Origin of the sequence: [Flexibacter] sp. ATCC 35103 (genome assembly GCF_001975985.1) — a bacterium.
GTDB lineage: Bacteria > Bacteroidota > Bacteroidia > Flavobacteriales > Flavobacteriaceae > Flavobacterium.
In genome coordinates, this window is sequence record NZ_MTQF01000005.1 from 42080 (window position 1) to 63538 (window position 21459).

The following is a 21459-nucleotide window of genomic DNA, read 5'->3' on the forward strand; positions in this document are numbered from 1 at the left end:
ACCCTATTCTATTATAAAAAAAGCAATACTACCGTCAGGAGTATTGCTTTTTTGTTTAAATTCGTTTTAGTTAGTTTATTGAATATTAACCAATAACCATTAAAATATTATGAACGAATTTATGATTTACTTGCCAATTGTCATGGCGATTATAGGATTACTTTTCATGGGAATAAAAAGGACTTGGGTTTTAAAACAGGATGCTGGCGATGGCAAGATGAAAGAGATCTCTGATCACATTTATGAAGGCGCACTGGCATTTTTAAAAGCGGAATACCGATTGCTGACTTTTTTTGTAATTGGAGCCAGTTTAGTTTTAGCCGGAATATCTTTTATTGTTCCTACTACACATATATTAATAGTGGTGGCGTTTATTTTTGGTGCATTTTTCTCTGCTTTAGCCGGAAATATGGGAATGAAAATAGCCACTAAAACAAATGTCAGAACAACTCAGGCTGCTCGTACAAGTTTGCCACAAGCCTTGAAGGTTTCTTTTGGTGGTGGTACTGTAATGGGTTTAGGTGTTGCAGGTCTGGCAGTTTTAGGCTTAACAGGTTTTTTTATTGTTTTCTTTCAAATATTCATGAACGGGGTTTGGACCTCATCAGATGATATGACTAAGGTTTTAGAGACTTTAGCGGGTTTTTCGCTTGGCGCAGAATCCATTGCGCTGTTTGCCAGAGTTGGTGGCGGAATCTATACAAAAGCAGCCGATGTTGGTGCGGATTTAGTAGGTAAAGTCGAAGCTGGAATTCCGGAAGATGATCCTCGTAATCCTGCTACAATTGCAGATAACGTAGGGGATAATGTTGGGGATGTTGCAGGAATGGGAGCCGATTTATTTGGTTCGTACGTAGCAACAGTTTTAGCAGCAATGGTTTTAGGAAACTATGTTATTAAAGATATGGGCGGAAATATTCAGGATATTTTTGGAGGTATTGGTCCAATTTTATTACCAATGGCAATTGCCGGTTTCGGAATCTTATTTTCGATTATTGGAACAACACTGGTAAAAATTACCGATGACAATGCAAAAGAAGCTCAGGTACAAAAAGCATTAAATATAGGAAACTGGGTTTCGATTGTGTTAACGGCAATCGCCTGTTTCTTTCTGGTAAAATATATGTTACCGGAAACTATGCAAATGAGCTTTTTTGGCGAAGGTTCTAAAGATATTTCGTCAATGCGTGTTTTTTATGCAACTTTAGTTGGTTTAGTTGTTGGTGGAGCGATTTCATCAGTAACAGAATATTATACAGGATTAGGGACAAAACCAGTTATGGCAATTGTACAAAAATCATCTACAGGAGCAGGGACAAACGTTATTGCAGGTTTGGCAACAGGAATGATTTCTACTTTTCCAACTGTATTATTGTTTGCTGCGGCAATCTGGATTTCGTATGCTTTAGCAGGATTTTACGGAGTGGCTCTAGCGGCTTCGGCAATGATGGCTACAACAGCAATGCAATTAGCAATTGATGCTTTTGGACCAATATCTGACAATGCCGGAGGAATTGCCGAAATGAGCGAATTACCAAAAGAAGTTCGTACCAGAACTGATATTTTAGATTCAGTAGGAAATACAACTGCAGCAACCGGAAAAGGTTTTGCGATTGCCTCTGCAGCTTTAACTTCATTAGCTTTATTTGCGGCTTATGTAACTTTTACAGGTATTGACGGAATAAATATTTTTAAAGCGCCGGTTTTAGCCATGTTATTTGTGGGCGGAATGATTCCGGTGGTTTTCTCAGCTTTAGCGATGAATTCTGTTGGAAAAGCTGCTATGGATATGGTTTACGAAGTACGTCGTCAATTCAAGGAAATTCCCGGAATTATGGAAGGAACCGGAAAACCGGAATACGGAAAATGTGTTGAAATCTCAACAAAAGCTGCTTTACGCGAAATGATGCTGCCAGGGATATTAACGATTGGTTTCCCGATTGCAATTGTAATTTTAGGAAAATTAGTTTACGCAGATAACAATCAGTTAATTGCTGAAATGTTAGGAGGATATATGGCTGGAGTTACCGTTTCAGGAGTACTTTGGGCAGTTTTTCAAAACAATGCCGGAGGCGCCTGGGATAATGCCAAAAAATCTTTTGAAGCAGGAGTTATGATCAATGGCGAAATGACATATAAAGGTTCTGATGCACATAAAGCTGCCGTAACCGGAGATACAGTTGGAGATCCGTTTAAAGACACTTCGGGACCATCAATGAATATTTTAATCAAATTAACTTGTTTGATTGGTTTGGTAATTGCACCTATTTTAGGTGAAGGACATTCGGCTTCAGGTTTGGCAGAAAAAGGTTCATGTTGTGCCAAAACAGAGATGCACGCAGGTGGAGTTTCTAAATGCGGAGACCTTTCAATGATGACGAAAGAAGAATGTATTAAAATGTGCAAAGAAAAAGGATGCACAGCCGAAGAAACTGCAAAATGTTTGGCTCATTATGATGTAAACGGAAAATATACACATCAAAAAACAGATTGTTTTGATACTACTAAATATGCCAAAAACAGACTTGAAGTTAATTTAGCTACTGTGAATGGTGTTACAACGGGAACTGTAACAAAAACAGAAAACGGTAAAACAACTACCGAAGTTTATGAAGGTACAGAAGCTGAAGTAAAAGCAAAAATTGAAGCTGCGAAATAATTTAGCAATATATCTATCCTAACAGGTTTTGAAAACCTGTTAGGTATTTGTTTGGATTACAAATAGTAAGAAAATAAAAATAAGATTATACCTAACAGGTTTTTAAAACCTGTTAGGAAAATCAAAAGAATATAAATAAAAATGCCTCTAAATATTTAGAAGCATTTTTTATTTAATTAAAACATATTCTTTTATTAGAGTTGAAGCTGGTATATGTAGTTTTTCGTTTAAAACTCTAATTTGTGTTATTGTTAAAGCTCTTTTTCGTTTAAAGATTTCTGAAACCCTTGAGCGGCTATTTAAAATAATTCCTAAATCTGCGTCAGTAAGTCCATTTTGTTCCATCATAAACTTGATCGCTTCAATTGGGTCAGGTTCAGGTATTGGGTAATGTATTTGTTCGTATTTTTCAATAAGTGTTATTAAAATATCTAATTCGTCACCTTCATTTGTATTTGGTTTTGCATCAAAAAGAGTATTTACCCTTTCTAAAGCTAAATCATAATCCTTTTCTGTTTTTATAGGTCTTATTTCCATATTACAAATTTTTAATATCTTTTAAATTGTCATATTCTTTGTGAGTTCCTACGAATAGTATGTATACAATTTGTGTGTCATAATTAATTTTTACAATTAGTCGATATTGATTTCCGCAAATATTAAAGATTACTTTATTATTATCTACAAAATCTGCCGAACCAAAAACAGCCTTTATGTCATTAGAATTATTAAAGTTACTCTTGTCAAGAATTTGATACCATGATAATAATTGTTGTTTTGCATTTGGAAATCGTTCCCAAAAAAGTTGCAATGTTCTTTTTGCTATTATTCTCATAATTGATATTGCAAATGTAGTTATTATTTCCCGAATCGGGAAATATGTTTTAAAAAAAAACAAAAGTAAGAAAATATTTATATTAAATTAAGATTTGATATTGTTATATAGCAAAAATGCCTCTAAAATATTTAGAGGCATTTTTTATTTGTGTCAATTATTGAAATTTGTGTTTAAAACAACCCGTTCAATTCAGCATCAATTCTATTAATGATGTTACCGAGATCTTCCGGATTATCAACGAAATTAATATTATCAACATCGATAATCAATAATTTTCCTTTAGTGTAAGTCTGAACCCAAGCTTCATATCTTTCGTTCAAACGGCTTAAATAATCAATAGAAATAGAGTTTTCGTAATCACGTCCGCGTTTATGTATTTGTCCCACTAAATTTGGGATAGAGCTTCTTAAGTAAATCAATAAATCAGGAGCTTTTACCAATGATTCCATTAATTCAAAAAGAGACGTATAGTTTTCGAAATCGCGGCTCGTCATTAATCCCATCGAATATAAGTTGGGAGCAAAAATATAAGCATCCTCATAAATCGTTCTGTCCTGAATAATTTTCTTTCCACTTTCGCGAATTTGCAATACCTGACGAAAACGACTGTTCAGGAAATAAATCTGCAAATTAAACGACCAGCGTTCCATTTGATGGTAAAAATCATCTAAATACGGGTTATCAACTACATCTTCGTAATGAGGTTCCCATTTAAAATGTTTCGCTAATAATTTAGTTAAAGTTGTTTTACCTGCTCCTATATTTCCTGCTATTGCTATGTGCATTACGGTGTTACGATTTTATAATTTGTTATTTCTTTAGCTGTAAAAATAGATAAAATTTGGTCTTTGTAGCAGAATTTGTCAAACGATTTTTCTAAAATTTCAATTTCAGAAAATGCATTGGAATTTGTACTTGTAATGTCTTTAAAATACAACAAATTAGCGTTTTTATAAAGATATTGATGGTTATTAATGATCTCTATTTTATCAAAATCAGATACTTTTCCTAAAGAAGTTGTTTTTCCAAAAATATCACAGGAAAACCAGTTATTTTTTTTATCGATCCAATAGAATGTATTAAAGTCTGTTTGGTAATATTTTATGGATTCTATTAATGGAGTAGAAACGGTCTTGTATTCATTTTTTAAATAATCAAAAAGACTTATTTGTTGATTTAAGGCATTATAAATCCATAGCTGATTCTGAGTAGACATTCCAATCGCTGAAGCAACAATTGGTGTATTGTTCAGAGAAAAATTAATCTCTGTGATTTTATTCAGTTGATTGTCTAATAAAACTACGGTATTAAAATCTTCGTAAAACAATACAATTTTAAGCGGATTTTGTAAATCGACTTTTGTGATTTGTCCCAGCGAAACATTCTTATATTCAAATACCTCTTTGCCTTTGATTTTACTAAAAACATTATTTTTAATCTGGTACCAATATCCAAAAGAATCATATCCTGAAAACTCATCAGCATCAATTGCAGAATGAGAAATCAAGCTGGTTTTTATTTTTGGATTTTGTGAAAATACAGCTGAAAAAGAGCAGGCGATGAAAAGAAGGTTTAAAAAAAAATGCACCGTTTTGCTCATAATAGTAATTTCTAAAGAGCCAAATTACAAAAAACGAGAATAAGAATACTTAAATAATTAGAGATTTCGTGCTTAAACCTCATTATATCTTAATAGTCTAAGTAATAGTCGGTTTTGTCTATATCTTACAGGTATTGATATATTTAACTTTCGGTATTTTAAAATAAATAATACATTTGAATATACATTTTATCGGATTTACTCCAATTTAAAGAAAACACAATGAAAAAAGTAATCTATTATATATCCTTAATGCTTGTATTTACTCAGATGCAAGCTCAAAAAGATTTTCAGGGAATGGCTGTTTATGAGTCAAAAACGCAAGCTCCAAAATTTGAAGGTATGCGGGGTAATCGTGATATTACTCCTGAGATGCAAAAAAATATGGAAGAGCGAATGAAAAAAATGCTGGAAAAAACTTTTATTCTGAATTTTGACAAATCGGCCTCTATTTACAAAGAAGAAGAAAAATTAGAAGCTCCGGGACAGCAAGGCGGCGGAATGCGTATTATGATGAATTCGTTCATGGGCGGCGGCGGAACTTTCTATAAAGATGTAAAAACGAAATCATATACAGTTGATAAGGAATTTATGGGAAAAGAATTTCTGGTTATAGATTCTTTACCAAAACTGAACTGGAAAATGGAATCTGAAACCAAACAAATAGGTGGATATACCTGCTACAAGGCAACTGCGGTGAAAGAAGCCAGTAAAACTGATTTTAGAAATTTCAGACCAAAAAACAACGACGATAAAAAAACTGAAGACAAAAAAGAGGATGCAAAGAAAACTTCAGGAGAAACAAAAACCAACTTTGAGGATAATTTTGAAATGCCAAAAGAAATTACAATCACAGCTTGGTATTCGCCAGAGATTCCTGTAAATCAAGGTCCTGAAAATTATTGGGGACTGCCGGGTTTAATCTTAGAAGTAAATGATGGAAGAACAACAATTTTGTGCTCTAAAATTGTTTTGAATGCTATAGATAAAGTCGAGATAAAACCTGCTAAAAAAGGAAAAGTAATTTCTCAAAAAGAGTACGACGAAACCGTAATTAAAAAAATGGAAGAATTTAGAGAAATGAATCGTGGCCGCGCCGGAGGGCCACCACCAATGATGGGAAGATAAACATCAATTCTAATTTTTTTATTTATTCTAATCATTTTTATAATGAACAAGACTCTCTTTATCCTGGTTTTTCTGTTTACCTCCATATGTTTTTCACAAAGTGTTCGTTTTGATGGTTTTATTCAGGACGAACAAAAAAATCCGTTAGAAATGGCCAATATCATGGCAGTTAATAATGCTACAAAAGCAATGGATTCTTACGGAATTACAAATGATAAAGGAAAATTTCAGCTTACATTAAAACCCAATACATCTTACTCTATTAAAATAAGTTATCTGGGAATGAAATCGAAAGAAATTTCAATTGCCACGCAAAATGCAAATATCGTTCAGAACATTGTTATGGATGATGCCGGAATTGAACTCGAAGGTGTTGAGATTGTTCGTGAAATGCCCGTTTCTATAAAAGGCGATACCATTGTTTATAATGCAGATTCGTTTAAATCCGGAACCGAAAAAAAGCTGGAAGATGTTCTTAAAAAGCTTCCGGGCGTTGAGGTAAATGCCGATGGAGAAATTGAAGTCGAAGGTAAAAAAGTCAGTAAATTAATGGTTGAAGGAAAAGATTTTTTTGATGGAGATACCAAACTTGGCGTAAAAAATATTCCTGCAGATGCCATTGATAAAATTCAGGTTCTAAGAAATTATAATGAAGTTGGAGCTTTAAAAGGTTTAGAAAATGATCAGGATAATGTTGCGATGAACATAAAACTCAAAGAAGGGAAAAAGAATTTTTGGTTTGGTGATGTCACCGCCGGAACCGGTGTTGGAGAACTGGATAGCCGATATATTATTAATCCAAAACTGTTTTATTACAGTCCTAAATACAGTATTAATTTAATCACCAACTTTAATAATATAGGAGAATTGCCACTAACAGCTCAGGATTATTTTAAGTTCACAGGCGGATTTAAAAATATGATGAAAAAGGGCGGAAGTAATTTTAATATCTCTTCAAACGACTTGGGGATTTCGATTTTAAGAAACAACCGCGCAAAAGAAATTGAAACGAAATTTGGAGCCACAAATTTTGCCTATTCTATAACAAAAAAATGGAACATTAGTGGTTTCGGAATTCTGTCAACTTCAAAAACAGATCTCGAAACAAAGTCGCAGACTACTATTCTGGATTCCGGGGATGAACAAAAAAGAGACGAATTAACACATCAAAAAAATAATTTAGGTCTTTTTAAATTGAGTTCAACTTATAAACCAAACGATAAGTTTCAGTTTGATTATGATATTTTAACGAAACTTTCCAAACAAAATGAAGACACAGAATTATTGCGTGAATCAGTTGTAAGCAATGTTTCGTCTTTAGAAACTATTTTGACCAATAAAAAACAAGATCCAACATCCATAAATCAAAACCTGAGTTTGTATTATACACAAAGCGATAAGAATATTTTCGCCTTTGAAATGCAGCATTTATATCAGGACGAAAATCCTTTTTATAATGCCAATTTGCGTACGCAGCCTTTTGATTTTTCGGGTTATATTTCAGGACAGGATCGAAATGATCTTAATCAGAATCGATATGTAAAAACCAATAAAGTAGATGCCAAACTGGATTACTATTATATGGTGACACCAAAAAGCAATATCAATATCACACTTGGAAACACATTCTCTTATCAGGATTTTAATTCTCATATTTTTCAAATTCTGGATAATGGAGATAAAAATGACCTGAATAGTGCTGAAAATAATAATCAGGTAAACTATAATTTTAATAATGTGTTTTTGGGGTTTCATTATAAAATTTTAGCCGGAAAATTTACGTTGACACCAGGAGTTAGTGTACACTCGTATACGATGAAAAATACGCAATTAGGAACTGATTATTCTCAAAGTTTTATGAAAGTCCTGCCTGATTTTTTTGCTTTATATCAAATAAAAAAATCAGAAACATTAACGTATAATTTCTCTCTGTCAAATGATTTTACAGATATTAATCAACTGGCTTCGGGGTTTGTCTTATCAGATTACAGTAGTTTGTTTAGAGGAAATCGTTTGTTGGAAAATGCTACTTCGCAAGTGCATTCATTACGTTATTTTAAATATAATATGTTCAATTTTGAAAATATTTTTGCTAATGCAACGTATACCAAAAAAGTTGATGCGATTAAAACAAAAGCTGATTTTGATGGTATTAATCAATCATCGACTCCTTATAATTCAAATTTAGCAGATGAAACTTTTACAGGAATGGGAAATTATGGACGTTCTTTTCTTAAAAATTATAAAGCATCTGTAAATGCGACTTTCAATTGGTCTAAATTCAATAATATCCAGAATAATGTTCTGGCAACTACAGAAAGTTTTAGTCAAAGTTATACCGTAAAAGCTTCAACAAACTATAAAAATTTCCCCAATTTAGAGTTTGGATATAATGCGCTGATTAACAAATACAGCGGTTCGACTTATTATACAGATAAACCTTTTGCAAGATTAGATTATTATTTTCTCAACAGCTTTTCGTTTGTTTCAGAGTACGAGTTTTATCATTATTATAATGGGAATAAAACGGTCGATAATGAGTATGATTTTTTAAGCGCCAGTTTAATTTATCAAAAAAAGGATAGTAAATGGGAGTATAAAATTGCTACTACGAATTTACTAAATACCAAATATCTCAACGATGACAGCTTCTCGCAATTTTCTACACGAGTTTCGCAATACACTGTACAGCCTCGATACATCATTTTTTCTATGAAGTATAATTTATAGTATTTTAATTACAATGCGTTATATTTTTGATGCTTTTTTTAAATAAGAAAGAAATATCTTTGTTTAAATAGTAACAACTAAAATTTTAAGCATGCGTAATTTTATATGGAGTTTCTTAGCGTTCTTTTGTTTAATTTCTGTTTCTTTTTCTCAAACAAAAAATATTGAAAAAGGATCTTACCTGTCTACAAACAAAGGTCAGAAGATCAAGCTAAATTTATTAGAAGATAATAAATACGAATTGGTTTTTTATTCCGGTAATTATGAAGTCAAAGGCGATTCATTATTGTTTGTTCCAAGTGTAAAAGCAGAAAGTGCTTTTGATCTGGCGTTTAAAAATGATAAAAAAGCAAAAAAAGTAAAAGTTAAATTCTCAGATGCTGTTTACTATTATTCTTTTTATGTAGGTACACAAAATGGTTCAGGAGATATTCAATATCAAAGATTATCAGATATTAGAGAAAAAGTAAATCCTGAAGATGATAAACTTGACGTAGATTTTGAAATTGATCGTGCAGATTATTTATACTTGGTTTATGAGGAATATGGCGGAAATAGTAAAGTCTCTAAATTTGCTTTGCCAAAAGACGTTTCAGAAATTACAATCAAATATCAGCCTGAGGTTTTAGGTGATTTAAATATAAAAGGATTTTTTAATCAGAAAACAAGTGAGTTGATGATTTCCGAAAAATCTGGAAAAGATCCATTGGTTTTTCGTAATGCAAAAGATGTGCAGCCGGAAAAAATTTCAAAAGTAGTTCCGCTGGAAAATAAGACAATTGTAAACTGGACTTATGCAGGAAAAGAGCCTTTAGTAACAGAGGATTTTGGATTAGCAAGTGATTCTACAGCTGTAGCAGTAGAATCTTATCCATCTACAAATTTTGATTTTAAGTTCAAGATCGAAGACAATCTAAAAAGCGCTCTTGCATCGACAAAAAATACTAAAACTAAATTTTTAGTAGTGGCAGTTGACAGTAAAAATACTTCGGCGAAAGTTGATTTTGATACTTTTATAAAAAATCAGGAAACTCAGGTTAGTTATAATATGTATGAAGGATACAATCCGGAATATGACTTGTATAATTTTTATCTGGCTAATGCCGATGATAAAAAATGGCTGAAAGCAAATAAAATTGCTGATAATCAAAGTGTAATTGTTCTAAATGGTAATGGAGAAATTTTAGCAACGGCAAAATCTAATCTAACAGAAAAACAATATCAGTTAAGTTATTATGACGGTTTATACAAAAAACTGCAAAGAATAGATGGATTAGCGGCTTTTAGTAAAACTGTAAAAAATAAAAAAGCTACGGATGCTGATTTAATTCAGGCTTTTAATAAAGTTGCAGTTCTTGAAATACCTTATGATTATGATACAGATTATGCAGTGACAACAGATGACAATGCTGCTGAATTTAAATTTGTACATACAACTTTAGATAAAAAAGAAGTTGCCCAAATCTGGAAAAAACTAATAGAGACACATCAAAAAGATACAAAACCAAACATGTATCTGGTAGAAACTATTTTGAAAGAAATTAAAAATCAAGGATTCTCAAAACAATTTTTTAAAGAAGACAAGGTTTTAAATGATATTGATTTTCTTGCTATAGATTATTTGATAAAACATTATGATGCGATCGATGCAGAACGTACAGCTTTTACTGCTAAAGAAGGAGAAACGCATATAATAGGAAGTATAAATACAGAGATTGCAGCAGCTTTACAGCAAAATAAATATATTGCGGAAAATGATATTGCAGCAGAAAAAAATGAAAGCAAAACGATTGCAGTTTATAAAAAACTAATCGCCGCAGGTAAAGGAAACTTTGAATGTTATCAAAATTATTTTACTTATTTAGCTGAGGTAGAAGATAAAGACGGTTCAAATACAAATTATCTAAAAGAGTTTAGTACTTATTTTAATGCTAATCTGGCTACGGATAAAGGAAGTGTTATCGAAAGATTAGATACTATGTTTACTTCGATGGATCCTACTTCTGATTATGCGTATAACGGCTGGAATGCATTTAAAGAATACCATTCAAATTTATGCAATTCGGCAGCATGGACAGTAGTTTCTAAACCAGGAAATTTAGGATTTTTAAAATCAGCTATTACATGGTCAGAATATAGTTTGGTTGTCACAAAAAACAATCCTTATTATTTAGATACACTGGCACAATTGTATTATAAAGACGGACAAAAAGAAAAAGCGATTCAAACGCAGACTCTGGCAGTTAAATATCTAACAGATTATGTAGAAGAAGAAACTGCTACAGAGATTCGGGAAACATTAAGTAAAATGGAAAACGGAACATATTAGTAATTGTTTTTTATAAATAGCAGACCCGACAGGTTTTAAAAACTTGTCGGGTTTTTTGTTGTTTAGAACCAATATAAAAGTAGCGTTTTTTTTACAGATTGTTTTTTAGAATTTACAAATCAGATATATTAGCGATAATTATTAGCAGATGATATAATGAATGTTCTAAAATGTTTTTTGTCGAGTATTTTTGTTGCACTTTTTTGTAACATCATCCTCATTTTTATAAAACCAAACTATTGAGAAGAGAACTAAAGAAGATACTATTATGGCATATGGTAACGAAAACGAAGTAGATTTTAAATTTGTCTACAAAATAGAAGGCTCTTTGCAAGATGCTTTAAAAGCAACTAAGGAAGATAATAAGTTTTTGATTGTATATAATGATCCCAATAATAAATCAGCGCAAGAAGATTTTGATGTATTTATTAAAGATCAGAAAGAGGCTGTATTGACTTATTTTCGTAAACATAGAACTAGATATAATGGGTTTAATTATTATTTAGCGACTAAAAAAAATAAGTCATGGCTGAAGAAAAACAAAATAACCGATTCGCCATGTATAATTATATTGGGGGAAAATGGAGAAGTTTTAGCAACCGCAAAATCAACTTTAGCAAATAAAGCCTATCTACTATCTCATTATGATTATTTAATAGATAAATTAAGAGAAATTTATAAGAAAGAAAATTTCACCAGAATAATTACTAATAAAAAATCCAGTGATGATGAATTAATAAAAGCATTTTATGATGTTTTGATATATTGTAATACATATGATCACTACGTTCCCAGACGTATTAAAGAAGCTGATGAGGGAAAATTTGAATTTATTACATTCGATTTGAATAAAAAGCAAGTACAAGAAGTTTGGGATAAGCTTATTGAGGTGCACCAAAACGATGTAAAACCCAATAAGATGCTAGTCGAAGTAATTTTGAAAGAAATTAAAGGATTTGGGTTTAATAAAGTCTTTTTTGACATACAGGAAGTTTTAAACAATACTGATTTTAAATCGATAGATTACTTGATAACACATTATGGGAGGAGTGTAACAATAGGTTTCGAAAGCACAGAAATCTTTTATGTACTCAATGAAAATAAAATTTCATATTGCTATTTTAAGGAACTTAAACAAAAATCAGACTCAAAAAGAATAAAAGAAGCCTATAAAAAATTGATTGCTTGCGGAAAAGAGAATTTTGATATTTATATCCATTACTTTTATTATTTGAAGAATGATACCGAAAGTGGAAATTTAAACAATATATATTTAAAAGAATTTGATATTTATTTCGATAAAATTTTGGCAACAGAAGGAGATGCAATTCAAAAATTAGATCAAATGCATAAAGATGGACTCTTTGCAAAATTGTCATTTATGTCTGATTTGACAACTTTTAAATGGGAGCATTCTAATCTTTGTGATTATGCGGCCCGGTATGTAGTATTGCATCCAGAGAATATAGATTATTTAAAGAAAGCAATTAAATGGTCGGAGTATAGTTTGGATGTTAACAAGAATGTCCCACGTTATCTGGACACATTAGCACAATTATATTATAAAGACGGACAAAAAGAAAAAGCAATTCAAACGCAGACTCTGGCAGTTAAATATCTAACAGATTATGTAGAAGAAGGAACTGTCACTGAAATTCGAGAGACATTAAGTAAGATGGAAAACGAAACATATTAAAATTAAAAAGCCTTTGAAATAATTTCAAAGGCTTTTTTTTTAGTTCTTAATTTTTATAAGAACCTTTATGTTGTAGTTGTTTAATATCTTTTTATTGTTTTTGATTTTCCCATTTGCATTAAGATAGGTAATCATAATTTTATATTTTGGAGTTTCTACTTCCTGAGTTATTTTTTTATTTGAATTATAGTCTTCTTTAAAATTTGCGTTTTTATTCACAAAATCATTGATTTGTATTGGAATATTATCTTGATTAATTTGGAGGTCTAAACCGTAATCTTTATCAGAAGATTGAATTGAATAGCTTTTGTTTTCAATTTTTATACAATCATTACACTCAAATTTGTTCTGATAAGAAGAAAGGGTAAAGGATATATCATAACCGTGAATGTTCTCTACATTATTTTGATCATTTTCATAATAGTAGTAATAAAACTCATCTTTATTTTTTTCTTTTTTATCATAAGGCGATCTATATTCAAATCCTAAAGCTTCCATGATTTCATAATCACTAGGAAATTTATCTGTTTTAAGAAGTGTCTCCAGTTTTGTTTTGGCATAAGGAACCATTATTTCTACACCATAATTATCTTCAAGAAAAGAAACAATGCTGCTTAAATCTTTTTCTTGTTCGAAAGTTAATTTTTGATTTGATTTTTTCATGTAAGATTCAAATCGGGATAATTGACTCTTTTTTGAAATAAAATTAGCACTTTGCGGACCCGCAAGAGAAAGCAATCCTGCCAAACACAGACTTACAGGAATGAACTTTATTTTAGGCTGTTTTTGAATTAAAAAATACCCCACAATAACAGAAAGCCATATCGATAATAGAAGAACATAATAACGTTCATGTGTGAATCCGTAAAGATTGATTCGGTATAAAATTGCCCAAAAAAGTAGCCCAAGTAACGGAATCAACAAAAAATAAAACCATCTGTTAAAAGTTCTCATCCATAGATTATTAGTTTCAGTCGCAATAGGATGAACCAATAAAAAAGATAAAATACCAAAAATGGCGAATACCAAAACAAGATACGAAACCCAGCCAACAGGCAAAGAAAGCGTAACTAATATCTTGGCTTCATAACAAATTAAAATCACCAAATACAGGCTTATTAAAGGTAATAACACATATTGTGTAAAATTTTTAAGCCCTTTAGGATACTTTAAAATCAAAGGATTCTCACTGTTATTGGTTTCAGGAACTCCGTTTAAAAAGAATATTGTATTGAAGATTCCGGCAATCACAAAAAAGATATGAAGATAAATGTGATCATAAAATTCAACCTTGAACAATTTATCAATAGCTAAAATAGCTAATGCTAAACCACAATAAAGTACAACACTATATAATCCAGAAGTTAGAATTCTTAGAAAAAGTTGTTTGTTAAATTCCCAGAACTCATCCTGATCATATGATCTGGGCAAGAAACCGGCAAATGAAACTAACAAATGCAAAGCGATATTAAGTACTAAAAACTGTTGTATTTCAAGATCTGTAATATCCTTATGAAAATTAAAAACAAAGAGAACAATAAAGCTTCCAAGTATAATACTGGTTACAAAGCGTAAAATAGTATTCTTTTTTGTGGCAAGAAAAAACAAACTCACAGAAAGAAATAATACCAGACATAAAGAAGCACTCATTAATGCTTTTTCATAAAACTCTTTATTAGGATCATTATAGTTTTTCTCATTAAGGATAATGGCGAAAATGGTTCCTAAAATGGCCGTTATATTTTCCAGGGGAAATCTGAGAACTGTTTTTAGTGTTGCGTTTAGAACGTTTTGTAATGATGGAAGTCTGCTCATTTTTTAATCAGTTATATTGTACTAAGAAAGGTAAATTGTAAGAGATAACCAAATAATAATAGTAATGACAAAAAAATGTTATCAGCATTTTATTGATTTTACATTTCAATACTATTTCAAAACCAAATGAATGATTTTTTCTCAATAAATTACTAAGTTTGGAATACTAAATTAAAACGTATGAAAAATAAAATGATCCTCGTTTTGATTGCTTATGGAGGAGTAGTTTTTTCGCAGGCAATTAAAAAACCTCTCGTTTCAGCAATTACAGACAAAGACCTTAAAACCGATATGTACCAGATGGCTGGTGATCATTTTAACGGTCGTGAAGCAGGAACTTTAGATGAGTTAAAAGTATCGATGTGGCTGGCAAATAAAGCAAAAGAAGCAGGAATGGCTCCGGCTGGTGATGACGGAACTTATTTTCAGTTTTTTGATATGTACAGGCATCAGGTAACGCCAAACACAAAATTTAAAATTGGACAAAAAGAATATAAATTGTGGAAAGATGTTCTGGTAGCAGAAACTACAAATATTAAAGTCGATGCACCATTAGTATATTTGGGAGCCGCTACAAAAGAAGAAATTGAAAAAGCAGATGTCAAAGGAAAAGCAGTTGTTTTACTAGCTTCTAAAGATGGGATTGCTGATGATATTTCGTTGTTCGACAGACGTTATCCAGGTCTTGTTAGAAATAAATATTATGATCTTGTAGTTAAAAAAGGAGCAACAGCACTTATTATGGTTGCAGATGCATTGGCAGAAGAAAGTTGGTCTCAGGTAGAACCACAAATGACAAGAGGTATTTATGGAATAGAAGGTTTCCGTGATAAAATTGGTGCAACAATGCCAGTTTTTTGGGTACATAATGACCAATTAGAATACTTAAAAAGCACTAAAGATTTATTGTCTACAGAAGTAATTTCTGAAACCTATAAATATCCATCTGTAAATGTTGTAGGAACAATCGAGGGAACTGATGCTAAATTAAAAAAGGAATATGTTCTTTTTAGCGGACATCAGGATCACGACGGAGTAAGACAAAAATATGGTCAGGATTCTATCTATAACGGAGCAGATGATAATGCGAGTACTTGCGTAGCTATGTTAGCCATTGCAAGAGCCTATAAAAAACAACCCGGAAAAAGAACTTCTCTATTTGTATTTCACGGTTCAGAAGAGCGTGGTTTATTAGGATCAAGATGGTATGCAGCACACTCAACAGTTCCTGAAAAAGATATTATTGCAGTTTTAAACGGAGATATGATTGGTAGAAACAACGTAAATCAGGCCGCTCTTTTAGGTTCAAGTTCTCCTCATGAAAACTCATCTGATTTAGTGGCAATTGCTAAAAGAGCAAATGATGAAGGCCCTAAATTTGATTTAGATAAACTTTGGGACAGACCAGAACATCCGGAATATTTTTATTTCCGTTCAGATCATTTACCATATGCAAAAAGAGGAATTCCGTCTGTTTTCTATACCAGTGTTTTGCACAGTCAATATCACACACCAATGGATGAATCTGAAAATATTGATTTCGTAAAATTGCATAAAATGACAGAATGGATGTATCGCACAGGCTGGATTTTATCTAATGATGCTTCTCGTCCTAAAACGTTACCAAATGTGCAATTAGAGCGATAAATCTACAGATTGATTTTATTTGTGTTGAAATTAAGACGCGGATAAAACGGATTCGCTATCGCGAAAATGCAGATAAAAACAGATTTTATATTTGAAAATTATCGATTTATTGAATATAATAAAAAAGGCTTTCTAAAATTTTAGAAAGCCTTTTTGTTACCTATATTTTTAGATTGTATTAAATCAGCAGTAATTATTTGCATTCAAAGTAACGAATAAACCAAGGAAAAAAATCCGTTTTTATCCGCGTCTTTACGAAGTAAATCCGTTTCATCCGCGTTCAAATAAACACCCGGATTTAAATATTAAAATCCACTAACAAAAGAGGCTGTCTAATTATTTTAGACAGCCTCTTTTTGTATGTAAATATTTTTAGATTGAATTACAATCCAAATTCAGCTTTTACTTTGTCTACGAAATCAAGTTTCTCCCAAGTAAACAACTCAACAGTAACTGTTTTTTCGTGTCCTCCCGGAGCAAAAAAAGTTTTAGTTACCACTTCTGGTTTACGTCCCATGTGTCCGTAAGCAGCAGTTTCGCTATAGATTGGGTTTCTTAATTTTAAACGTTGCTCAATAAAGTAAGGACGCATATCGAAGATAGCTTCTACTTTTTTAGCGATTTCACCGTTAGTTAAATTTACTTTAGAAGTTCCGTAAGTATCAATGAATATTCCCATTGGTTCAGCAACTCCAATAGCGTAAGAAACCTGAACTAAAATCTCGTCAGCAACACCTGCAGCCACTAAGTTTTTAGCAATATGACGAGTTGCATAAGCAGCACTTCTATCAACTTTACTTGGATCTTTTCCAGAGAATGCACCACCACCGTGAGCACCTTTTCCACCGTAAGTATCCACAATGATTTTTCTTCCTGTTAAACCAGTATCTCCGTGAGGTCCACCAATAACGAATTTTCCTGTTGGGTTAATATGATAGTTGATTTTATCATTGAATAAATGTGCGTGAGCTGGATTTTTTGCAATGATTCTTGGAATCAAAATTTCGATAATATCTTTTTTGATTTTAGCCAGCATTGTAGCTTCTTCATCAAAATCATCATGTTGAGTCGAGATTACAATCGCATCAATACGAGTTGGTTTGTTATCATCGCTATATTCTAAAGTTACCTGAGATTTAGCATCAGGACGTAAATAAGTGATCTCTTTGTTCTCACGTCTTAAAATTGCTAATTCCTGTAATAATTTATGAGATAAATCAAGTGCCAATGGCATGTAGTTTTCAGTTTCGTTAGTTGCGTAACCAAACATCATTCCCTGGTCTCCAGCACCTTGCTCTTCCGGCTTAGCTCTGTCAACACCCTGATTAATATCTGCTGATTGCTCATGAATTGCAGAAAGAATTCCACAAGAATTTGCTTCAAACATATACTCGCTTTTCGTGTATCCAATTTTACGGATAACTTCACGGGCAATTTGCTGCACATCAAGATAAGTATTCGATTTTACTTCACCTGCTAAAATTACCTGACCAGTTGTAACAAGAGTTTCACAAGCTACTTTTGAGTCAGCATCAAATGCCAGAAAGTTATCAATTAAAGCATCCGAAATTTGATCTGCAACTTTGTCTGGATGCCCTTCACTAACAGATTCTGACGTAAATAAATAAGCCATAATAATTTATTAAATTAACATTAAGCGAGGAAAAGTAATTGCTGAAAGTGCTAAAGGAGGTATCCTGCTTTAGCATTTTTTACTACTGAAATTAATCTTTCAGCATTCATAACGAACGGTTTCATTATGAAGAGGTTGCAATCAGTTCAAATTTTTCCTCTGTATTCGGGTGCAAAGGTATAAAACCATTTTGATTTGCAAATTAAAGTTCAACATTTTTTATTTTTATAAGTATAAATTTAACACAAACATACTAAATTGATAGGGTAATAGAAATTATTTCTGTTTTTGTTTGGTCGATTAAAAAATAGTTTGCAAATTTGCCCCATCAAAAGAAAATAAAACATGAAATCAATAGTTTGCAATATGTCTTGTAAGATGCCGGAGCCTTCCGCAGAGACACTATTGTAGATTTTTTTCAAAAATATATATAGAACCTCTGCTAACCGCAGAGGTTTTTTTTTGCCCAAAAAGCAACAAACTATTAACCACTTTCAAATCAAAATAATAATCAATCAAAAAAAGCAATGAAAAAAAACGTAGTACTAGCATTAGGTCTTTTAACATTTTCCGGAATCTATGCTCAGGACAATAAAAAAGAGCAGGATACTTTAAAGAACAATGAACTATCAGAAGTAACAATAGTAGGATCCAGAAGTAAAAACCGTGTAAAAACAGATGTTCCGGTTCCGGTAGATGTTTTTAATATTTCAGATATAACAAAAGGATCACCACAAACCAGTGTAACACAGATCTTAAATTATGTTGCACCTTCTTTTACCAGTAATGCAACTTCTACCGCAGATGCTACAGATCACGTCGATCCGGCACAATTAAGAGGTTTAGGACCAGATCAGGTTTTAATATTAGTAAATGGTAAACGCAGGCATTCCAGTGCTTTGGTAAACATAAACGGATCTCCGGGAAGAGGATCTGTAGGAACAGATTTAAATGCGATCCCATCATTTGCTATCGAAAGAATCGAAGTTTTGCGTGATGGAGCAGCGGCTCAATACGGTTCTGATGCAATTGCAGGAGTTATCAATATTGTATTAAAAAAGAATGCCAATTTTATTTCAGGAGGAATTCAATATGGTACAAATCTATCATCAGGATCTAATAATTTTAAAGGCGGAGCTGATGGTCAGAATTTACAAGTAGATTTAAATTACGGAACCTCATTAGGTAAAGCAGGAAGTTTCCTGAATATTACAGGAAGTGCCGTAACCAGACAAGCAACAAGCAGAGCCGGAATTAGAAATAACGCTATTTTTAATGCCTATAATGCTGTCGAAAACAGAGCTGCCCAAAATGGTGTTGCTATTAATTCCTTATATAGTAATATAAATAACACGCCAAATTCTGCACAAATTCTTACTTCATTAAAGCAATATGCGCCACAAGTGAGTTATTTTACACCGGTACAGCAAACAGCAATCTCATCTGCAACAACATTAACACAAATGCAAACGGCTTTGAATTTTGATGTAACCAATAATGAAATTGCTTACAGAGGTCAGGAAAGAAGCGACTATAATATGAGTGTTGGTCAGTCAGAATTAGCTTCAGGACAATTATACTATAATACTAAATATCCACTGACAGAAACTACTGCTTTATACTCTTTTGGTGGAGTTTCATATAGAAATGGTAAGTCATATGCCTTTAACAGATTGCCAAATGGTTCCGGAACTTTCACGCAAGTGTATGAAAACGGATTTTTACCGGAAATACAATCGGATATTTTAGATGCTTCATCTGCGGTTGGAGTTACAACAGAATTATTTGGTTTTGATACTGATCTTAGTACAAACCTGGGTACAAATTCTTTTAAATATGATGTAAACAATACGATCAATGCAACTTTAGGAACCAATTCAGGTACGAGTTTTGATGCTGGTAAAGTTTCATTTTTGCAAAGTACAACCAATTTAGATTTCAGTAAAAGGCTTGATGTTTTAGAAGGATTAAACGTAGCTTTTGGTGGAGAATTCAGATATGAAAATTATCAGATTAAATCAGGAGAAGAAGCTTCTTACGGATTGTATGATACAAACGGAAATTTAGTTTCAGGAATTCTGCCAAGTAATTCACCATTAATCGTAACAGACTTCTTTGGCAACAAACGTGGAGCAGGAGCACAGGGATTTTCTGGATTTCAGCCGGCAGATGCCAAAGAAAAAGATCGAAAAAGTGGTGCGGCTTATGTTGATTTAGAATTAAACGCTACTAAAAACTGGCTTTTAAACGGAGCGGTGCGTTATGAAAACTATTCAGATTTTGGAAGCACAGTTATATTTAAACTGGCATCTCTTTTAAAATTGACTGACAATATTAATTGGAGAATTTCAGGGCAAACCGGTTTTAGAGCCCCATCATTGCAACAAAAGTATTTTGAAGCAAGTTCGACCCAATTTATAAATGGTTCTCCATATCAGGTAGGTTATTTTACAAATGATTCACAAGCAGCTAAAAGTATTGGAGTTGAAAGCCTGAAACCTGAAAAATCTAAAAGTATCAGTACAGGATTTACATTCAAGATTCCAGAAGCAAATATTACCATTACAACAGATGCTTACTTTACAAGAATCGATGACAGAGTGGTATTAACTGGACAATATGCAAGACCAACTGATGCTCAGATAACAGGTGCAACATCTGACAAACAAAGAGATGCATTGACATTATTTCAACAAGCATTTGATTTAAAAGGAGTGGAAAGGGCTTCGTTCTGGACCAACGGAATCAATTCTGAAACGAAAGGTATTGATGTCGTAATTTCTCAAAAATATGATGTAATTCAGGATTTTACAATTCGAAATGATTTTGCTTTAAGCTACAATACAACAAAAAGAGTTGGGAAATTAAATGTACCTCAATCTATTATTGATGCAGGTGGAGATCCTTATATATATTCATTTTTCCCGGAATCAAGCCGTATTTATTTAGAAGAAGCGATCCCGAAATTAAAAGCAAATTTAATGACTACTTTCAATATCAAAAAACTGGACATTTATTTAAGAAACAGTTATTTCGGAAAGGTAACAGATCCGGGAGCGACAGATGTAAACTTAGACGGATCATCTTCAGTTTACGAACATCCTGAATACAGTTCAAAAATTGTTACTGATTTATCTTTTGGGTATCAAATCAACGAGAAATTCAGATTGACAGTTGGCTTTAATAATATAGGAGATGTGTATCCGGACAGAAACAACCCTTCAACTCCAGCCTTTACGAATACAACACCTACATTGTCTCCTGCACCAAGTGCCGACTTAACAAATGCAAATCAGTTTGCGTATTCAAGAGCAGTATCACAATTTGGACTAAACGGAAGATTTGGTTTTGCGAGATTAAGTTTCAAATTTTAAAGATAAGATT

At 32.3% G+C, this 21459-nt stretch carries 13 protein-coding genes; 7 read left to right on the forward strand and 6 right to left on the reverse strand.

The annotated features are described in order from the left end of the window. Window positions 1-109: 109 nt before the first annotated feature. Window positions 110-2659: a sodium-translocating pyrophosphatase gene (locus BXU01_RS11355; RefSeq protein WP_083693325.1), complete on the forward strand. Its 2550-nt coding sequence runs from the start codon at window positions 110-112 to the stop codon at window positions 2657-2659. Between the two features lie 168 nt (window positions 2660-2827). Here the strand turns inward: BXU01_RS11355 and BXU01_RS11360 are convergent, their stop codons facing one another. The 4 genes from BXU01_RS11360 to BXU01_RS11375 all read right to left on the reverse strand — a co-directional run bounded on the left by BXU01_RS11360 (window position 2828) and on the right by BXU01_RS11375 (window position 5097). Then, window positions 2828-3196, reverse strand: a complete 369-nt coding sequence (locus BXU01_RS11360; RefSeq protein WP_083693326.1) for a type II toxin-antitoxin system HigA family antitoxin — start codon at window positions 3194-3196, stop codon at window positions 2828-2830. A gap of 1 nt (window position 3197) precedes the next feature. Next, a complete protein-coding gene (locus BXU01_RS11365; protein ID WP_083693327.1) occupies window positions 3198-3494 on the reverse strand; it encodes a type II toxin-antitoxin system HigB family toxin in 297 nt (98 codons plus the stop codon). 173 nt (window positions 3495-3667) lie between these two features. Next, window positions 3668-4282 carry a deoxynucleoside kinase gene (locus BXU01_RS11370; protein WP_041516522.1) on the reverse strand — a complete coding sequence of 205 codons (615 nt, stop codon included), beginning with the start codon at window positions 4280-4282 and terminating at the stop codon, window positions 3668-3670. Next, window positions 4282-5097, reverse strand: coding sequence for a hypothetical protein (locus tag BXU01_RS11375; protein WP_083693328.1), 816 nt, complete (start codon window positions 5095-5097; stop codon window positions 4282-4284). Before BXU01_RS11375 ends, BXU01_RS11370 begins: the two co-directional genes overlap by 1 nt. Before the next feature lie 222 nt (window positions 5098-5319). Here BXU01_RS11375 and BXU01_RS11380 point away from each other — a divergent pair, with 222 nt between their 5' ends. From BXU01_RS11380 to BXU01_RS11395, 4 genes are all read left to right on the forward strand, one after another. Continuing rightward, window positions 5320-6225, forward strand: coding sequence for a GLPGLI family protein (locus BXU01_RS11380; protein WP_083693329.1), 906 nt, complete (start codon window positions 5320-5322; stop codon window positions 6223-6225). 42 nt (window positions 6226-6267) lie between these two features. Next, complete coding sequence (locus tag BXU01_RS11385) at window positions 6268-8955, forward strand: carboxypeptidase-like regulatory domain-containing protein (RefSeq protein WP_083693330.1); 2688 nt, start codon at window positions 6268-6270, stop codon at window positions 8953-8955. 91 nt (window positions 8956-9046) lie between these two features. Next, window positions 9047-11284: a hypothetical protein gene (locus BXU01_RS11390; protein WP_083693331.1), complete on the forward strand. Its 2238-nt coding sequence runs from the start codon at window positions 9047-9049 to the stop codon at window positions 11282-11284. A gap of 268 nt (window positions 11285-11552) precedes the next feature. Then, window positions 11553-12980 (forward strand): hypothetical protein, encoded by a 1428-nt coding sequence (locus BXU01_RS11395; RefSeq protein WP_083693332.1) that lies wholly within the window; start codon window positions 11553-11555, stop codon window positions 12978-12980. Window positions 12981-13019: 39 nt separating this feature from the next. Here the strand turns inward: BXU01_RS11395 and BXU01_RS11400 are convergent, their stop codons facing one another. Next, window positions 13020-14795, reverse strand: coding sequence for a DUF4153 domain-containing protein (locus tag BXU01_RS11400; RefSeq protein WP_083693333.1), 1776 nt, complete (start codon window positions 14793-14795; stop codon window positions 13020-13022). Between the two features lie 180 nt (window positions 14796-14975). On the opposite strand from BXU01_RS11400, the gene BXU01_RS11405 reads away from it, so the two are divergent. Beyond that, window positions 14976-16442: a M28 family metallopeptidase gene (locus tag BXU01_RS11405; RefSeq protein ID WP_083693334.1), complete on the forward strand. Its 1467-nt coding sequence runs from the start codon at window positions 14976-14978 to the stop codon at window positions 16440-16442. Between the two features lie 382 nt (window positions 16443-16824). Here BXU01_RS11405 and metK read toward each other — a convergent pair whose 3' ends face one another. Further along, window positions 16825-18075 (reverse strand): methionine adenosyltransferase, encoded by a 1251-nt coding sequence (gene metK / locus BXU01_RS11410; RefSeq protein ID WP_055097134.1) that lies wholly within the window; start codon window positions 18073-18075, stop codon window positions 16825-16827. Between the two features lie 527 nt (window positions 18076-18602). Between metK and BXU01_RS11415 the strand changes: the two genes are divergently transcribed. Further along, window positions 18603-21449, forward strand: a complete 2847-nt coding sequence (locus BXU01_RS11415; RefSeq protein WP_083693335.1) for a TonB-dependent siderophore receptor — start codon at window positions 18603-18605, stop codon at window positions 21447-21449. Window positions 21450-21459 lie beyond the last annotated feature (10 nt).

Bases quoted from the DNA above. Each gene is read 5' to 3' on its own strand.
- BXU01_RS11355 (WP_083693325.1), top strand. From the start codon at position 110: ATGAACGAATTTATGATTTACTTGCCAATTGTCATGGCGATTATAGGA.
- BXU01_RS11360 (WP_083693326.1), bottom strand. From the start codon at position 3,196: ATGGAAATAAGACCTATAAAAACAGAAAAGGATTATGATTTAGCTTTA.
- BXU01_RS11365 (WP_083693327.1), bottom strand. From the start codon at position 3,494: ATGAGAATAATAGCAAAAAGAACATTGCAACTTTTTTGGGAACGATTT.
- BXU01_RS11370 (WP_041516522.1), bottom strand. From the start codon at position 4,282: ATGCACATAGCAATAGCAGGAAATATAGGAGCAGGTAAAACAACTTTA.
- BXU01_RS11375 (WP_083693328.1), bottom strand. From the start codon at position 5,097: ATGAGCAAAACGGTGCATTTTTTTTTAAACCTTCTTTTCATCGCCTGC.
- BXU01_RS11380 (WP_083693329.1), top strand. From the start codon at position 5,320: ATGAAAAAAGTAATCTATTATATATCCTTAATGCTTGTATTTACTCAG.
- BXU01_RS11385 (WP_083693330.1), top strand. From the start codon at position 6,268: ATGAACAAGACTCTCTTTATCCTGGTTTTTCTGTTTACCTCCATATGT.
- BXU01_RS11390 (WP_083693331.1), top strand. From the start codon at position 9,047: ATGCGTAATTTTATATGGAGTTTCTTAGCGTTCTTTTGTTTAATTTCT.
- BXU01_RS11395 (WP_083693332.1), top strand. From the start codon at position 11,553: ATGGCATATGGTAACGAAAACGAAGTAGATTTTAAATTTGTCTACAAA.
- BXU01_RS11400 (WP_083693333.1), bottom strand. From the start codon at position 14,795: ATGAGCAGACTTCCATCATTACAAAACGTTCTAAACGCAACACTAAAA.
- BXU01_RS11405 (WP_083693334.1), top strand. From the start codon at position 14,976: ATGAAAAATAAAATGATCCTCGTTTTGATTGCTTATGGAGGAGTAGTT.
- metK (WP_055097134.1), bottom strand. From the start codon at position 18,075: ATGGCTTATTTATTTACGTCAGAATCTGTTAGTGAAGGGCATCCAGAC.
- BXU01_RS11415 (WP_083693335.1), top strand. From the start codon at position 18,603: ATGAAAAAAAACGTAGTACTAGCATTAGGTCTTTTAACATTTTCCGGA.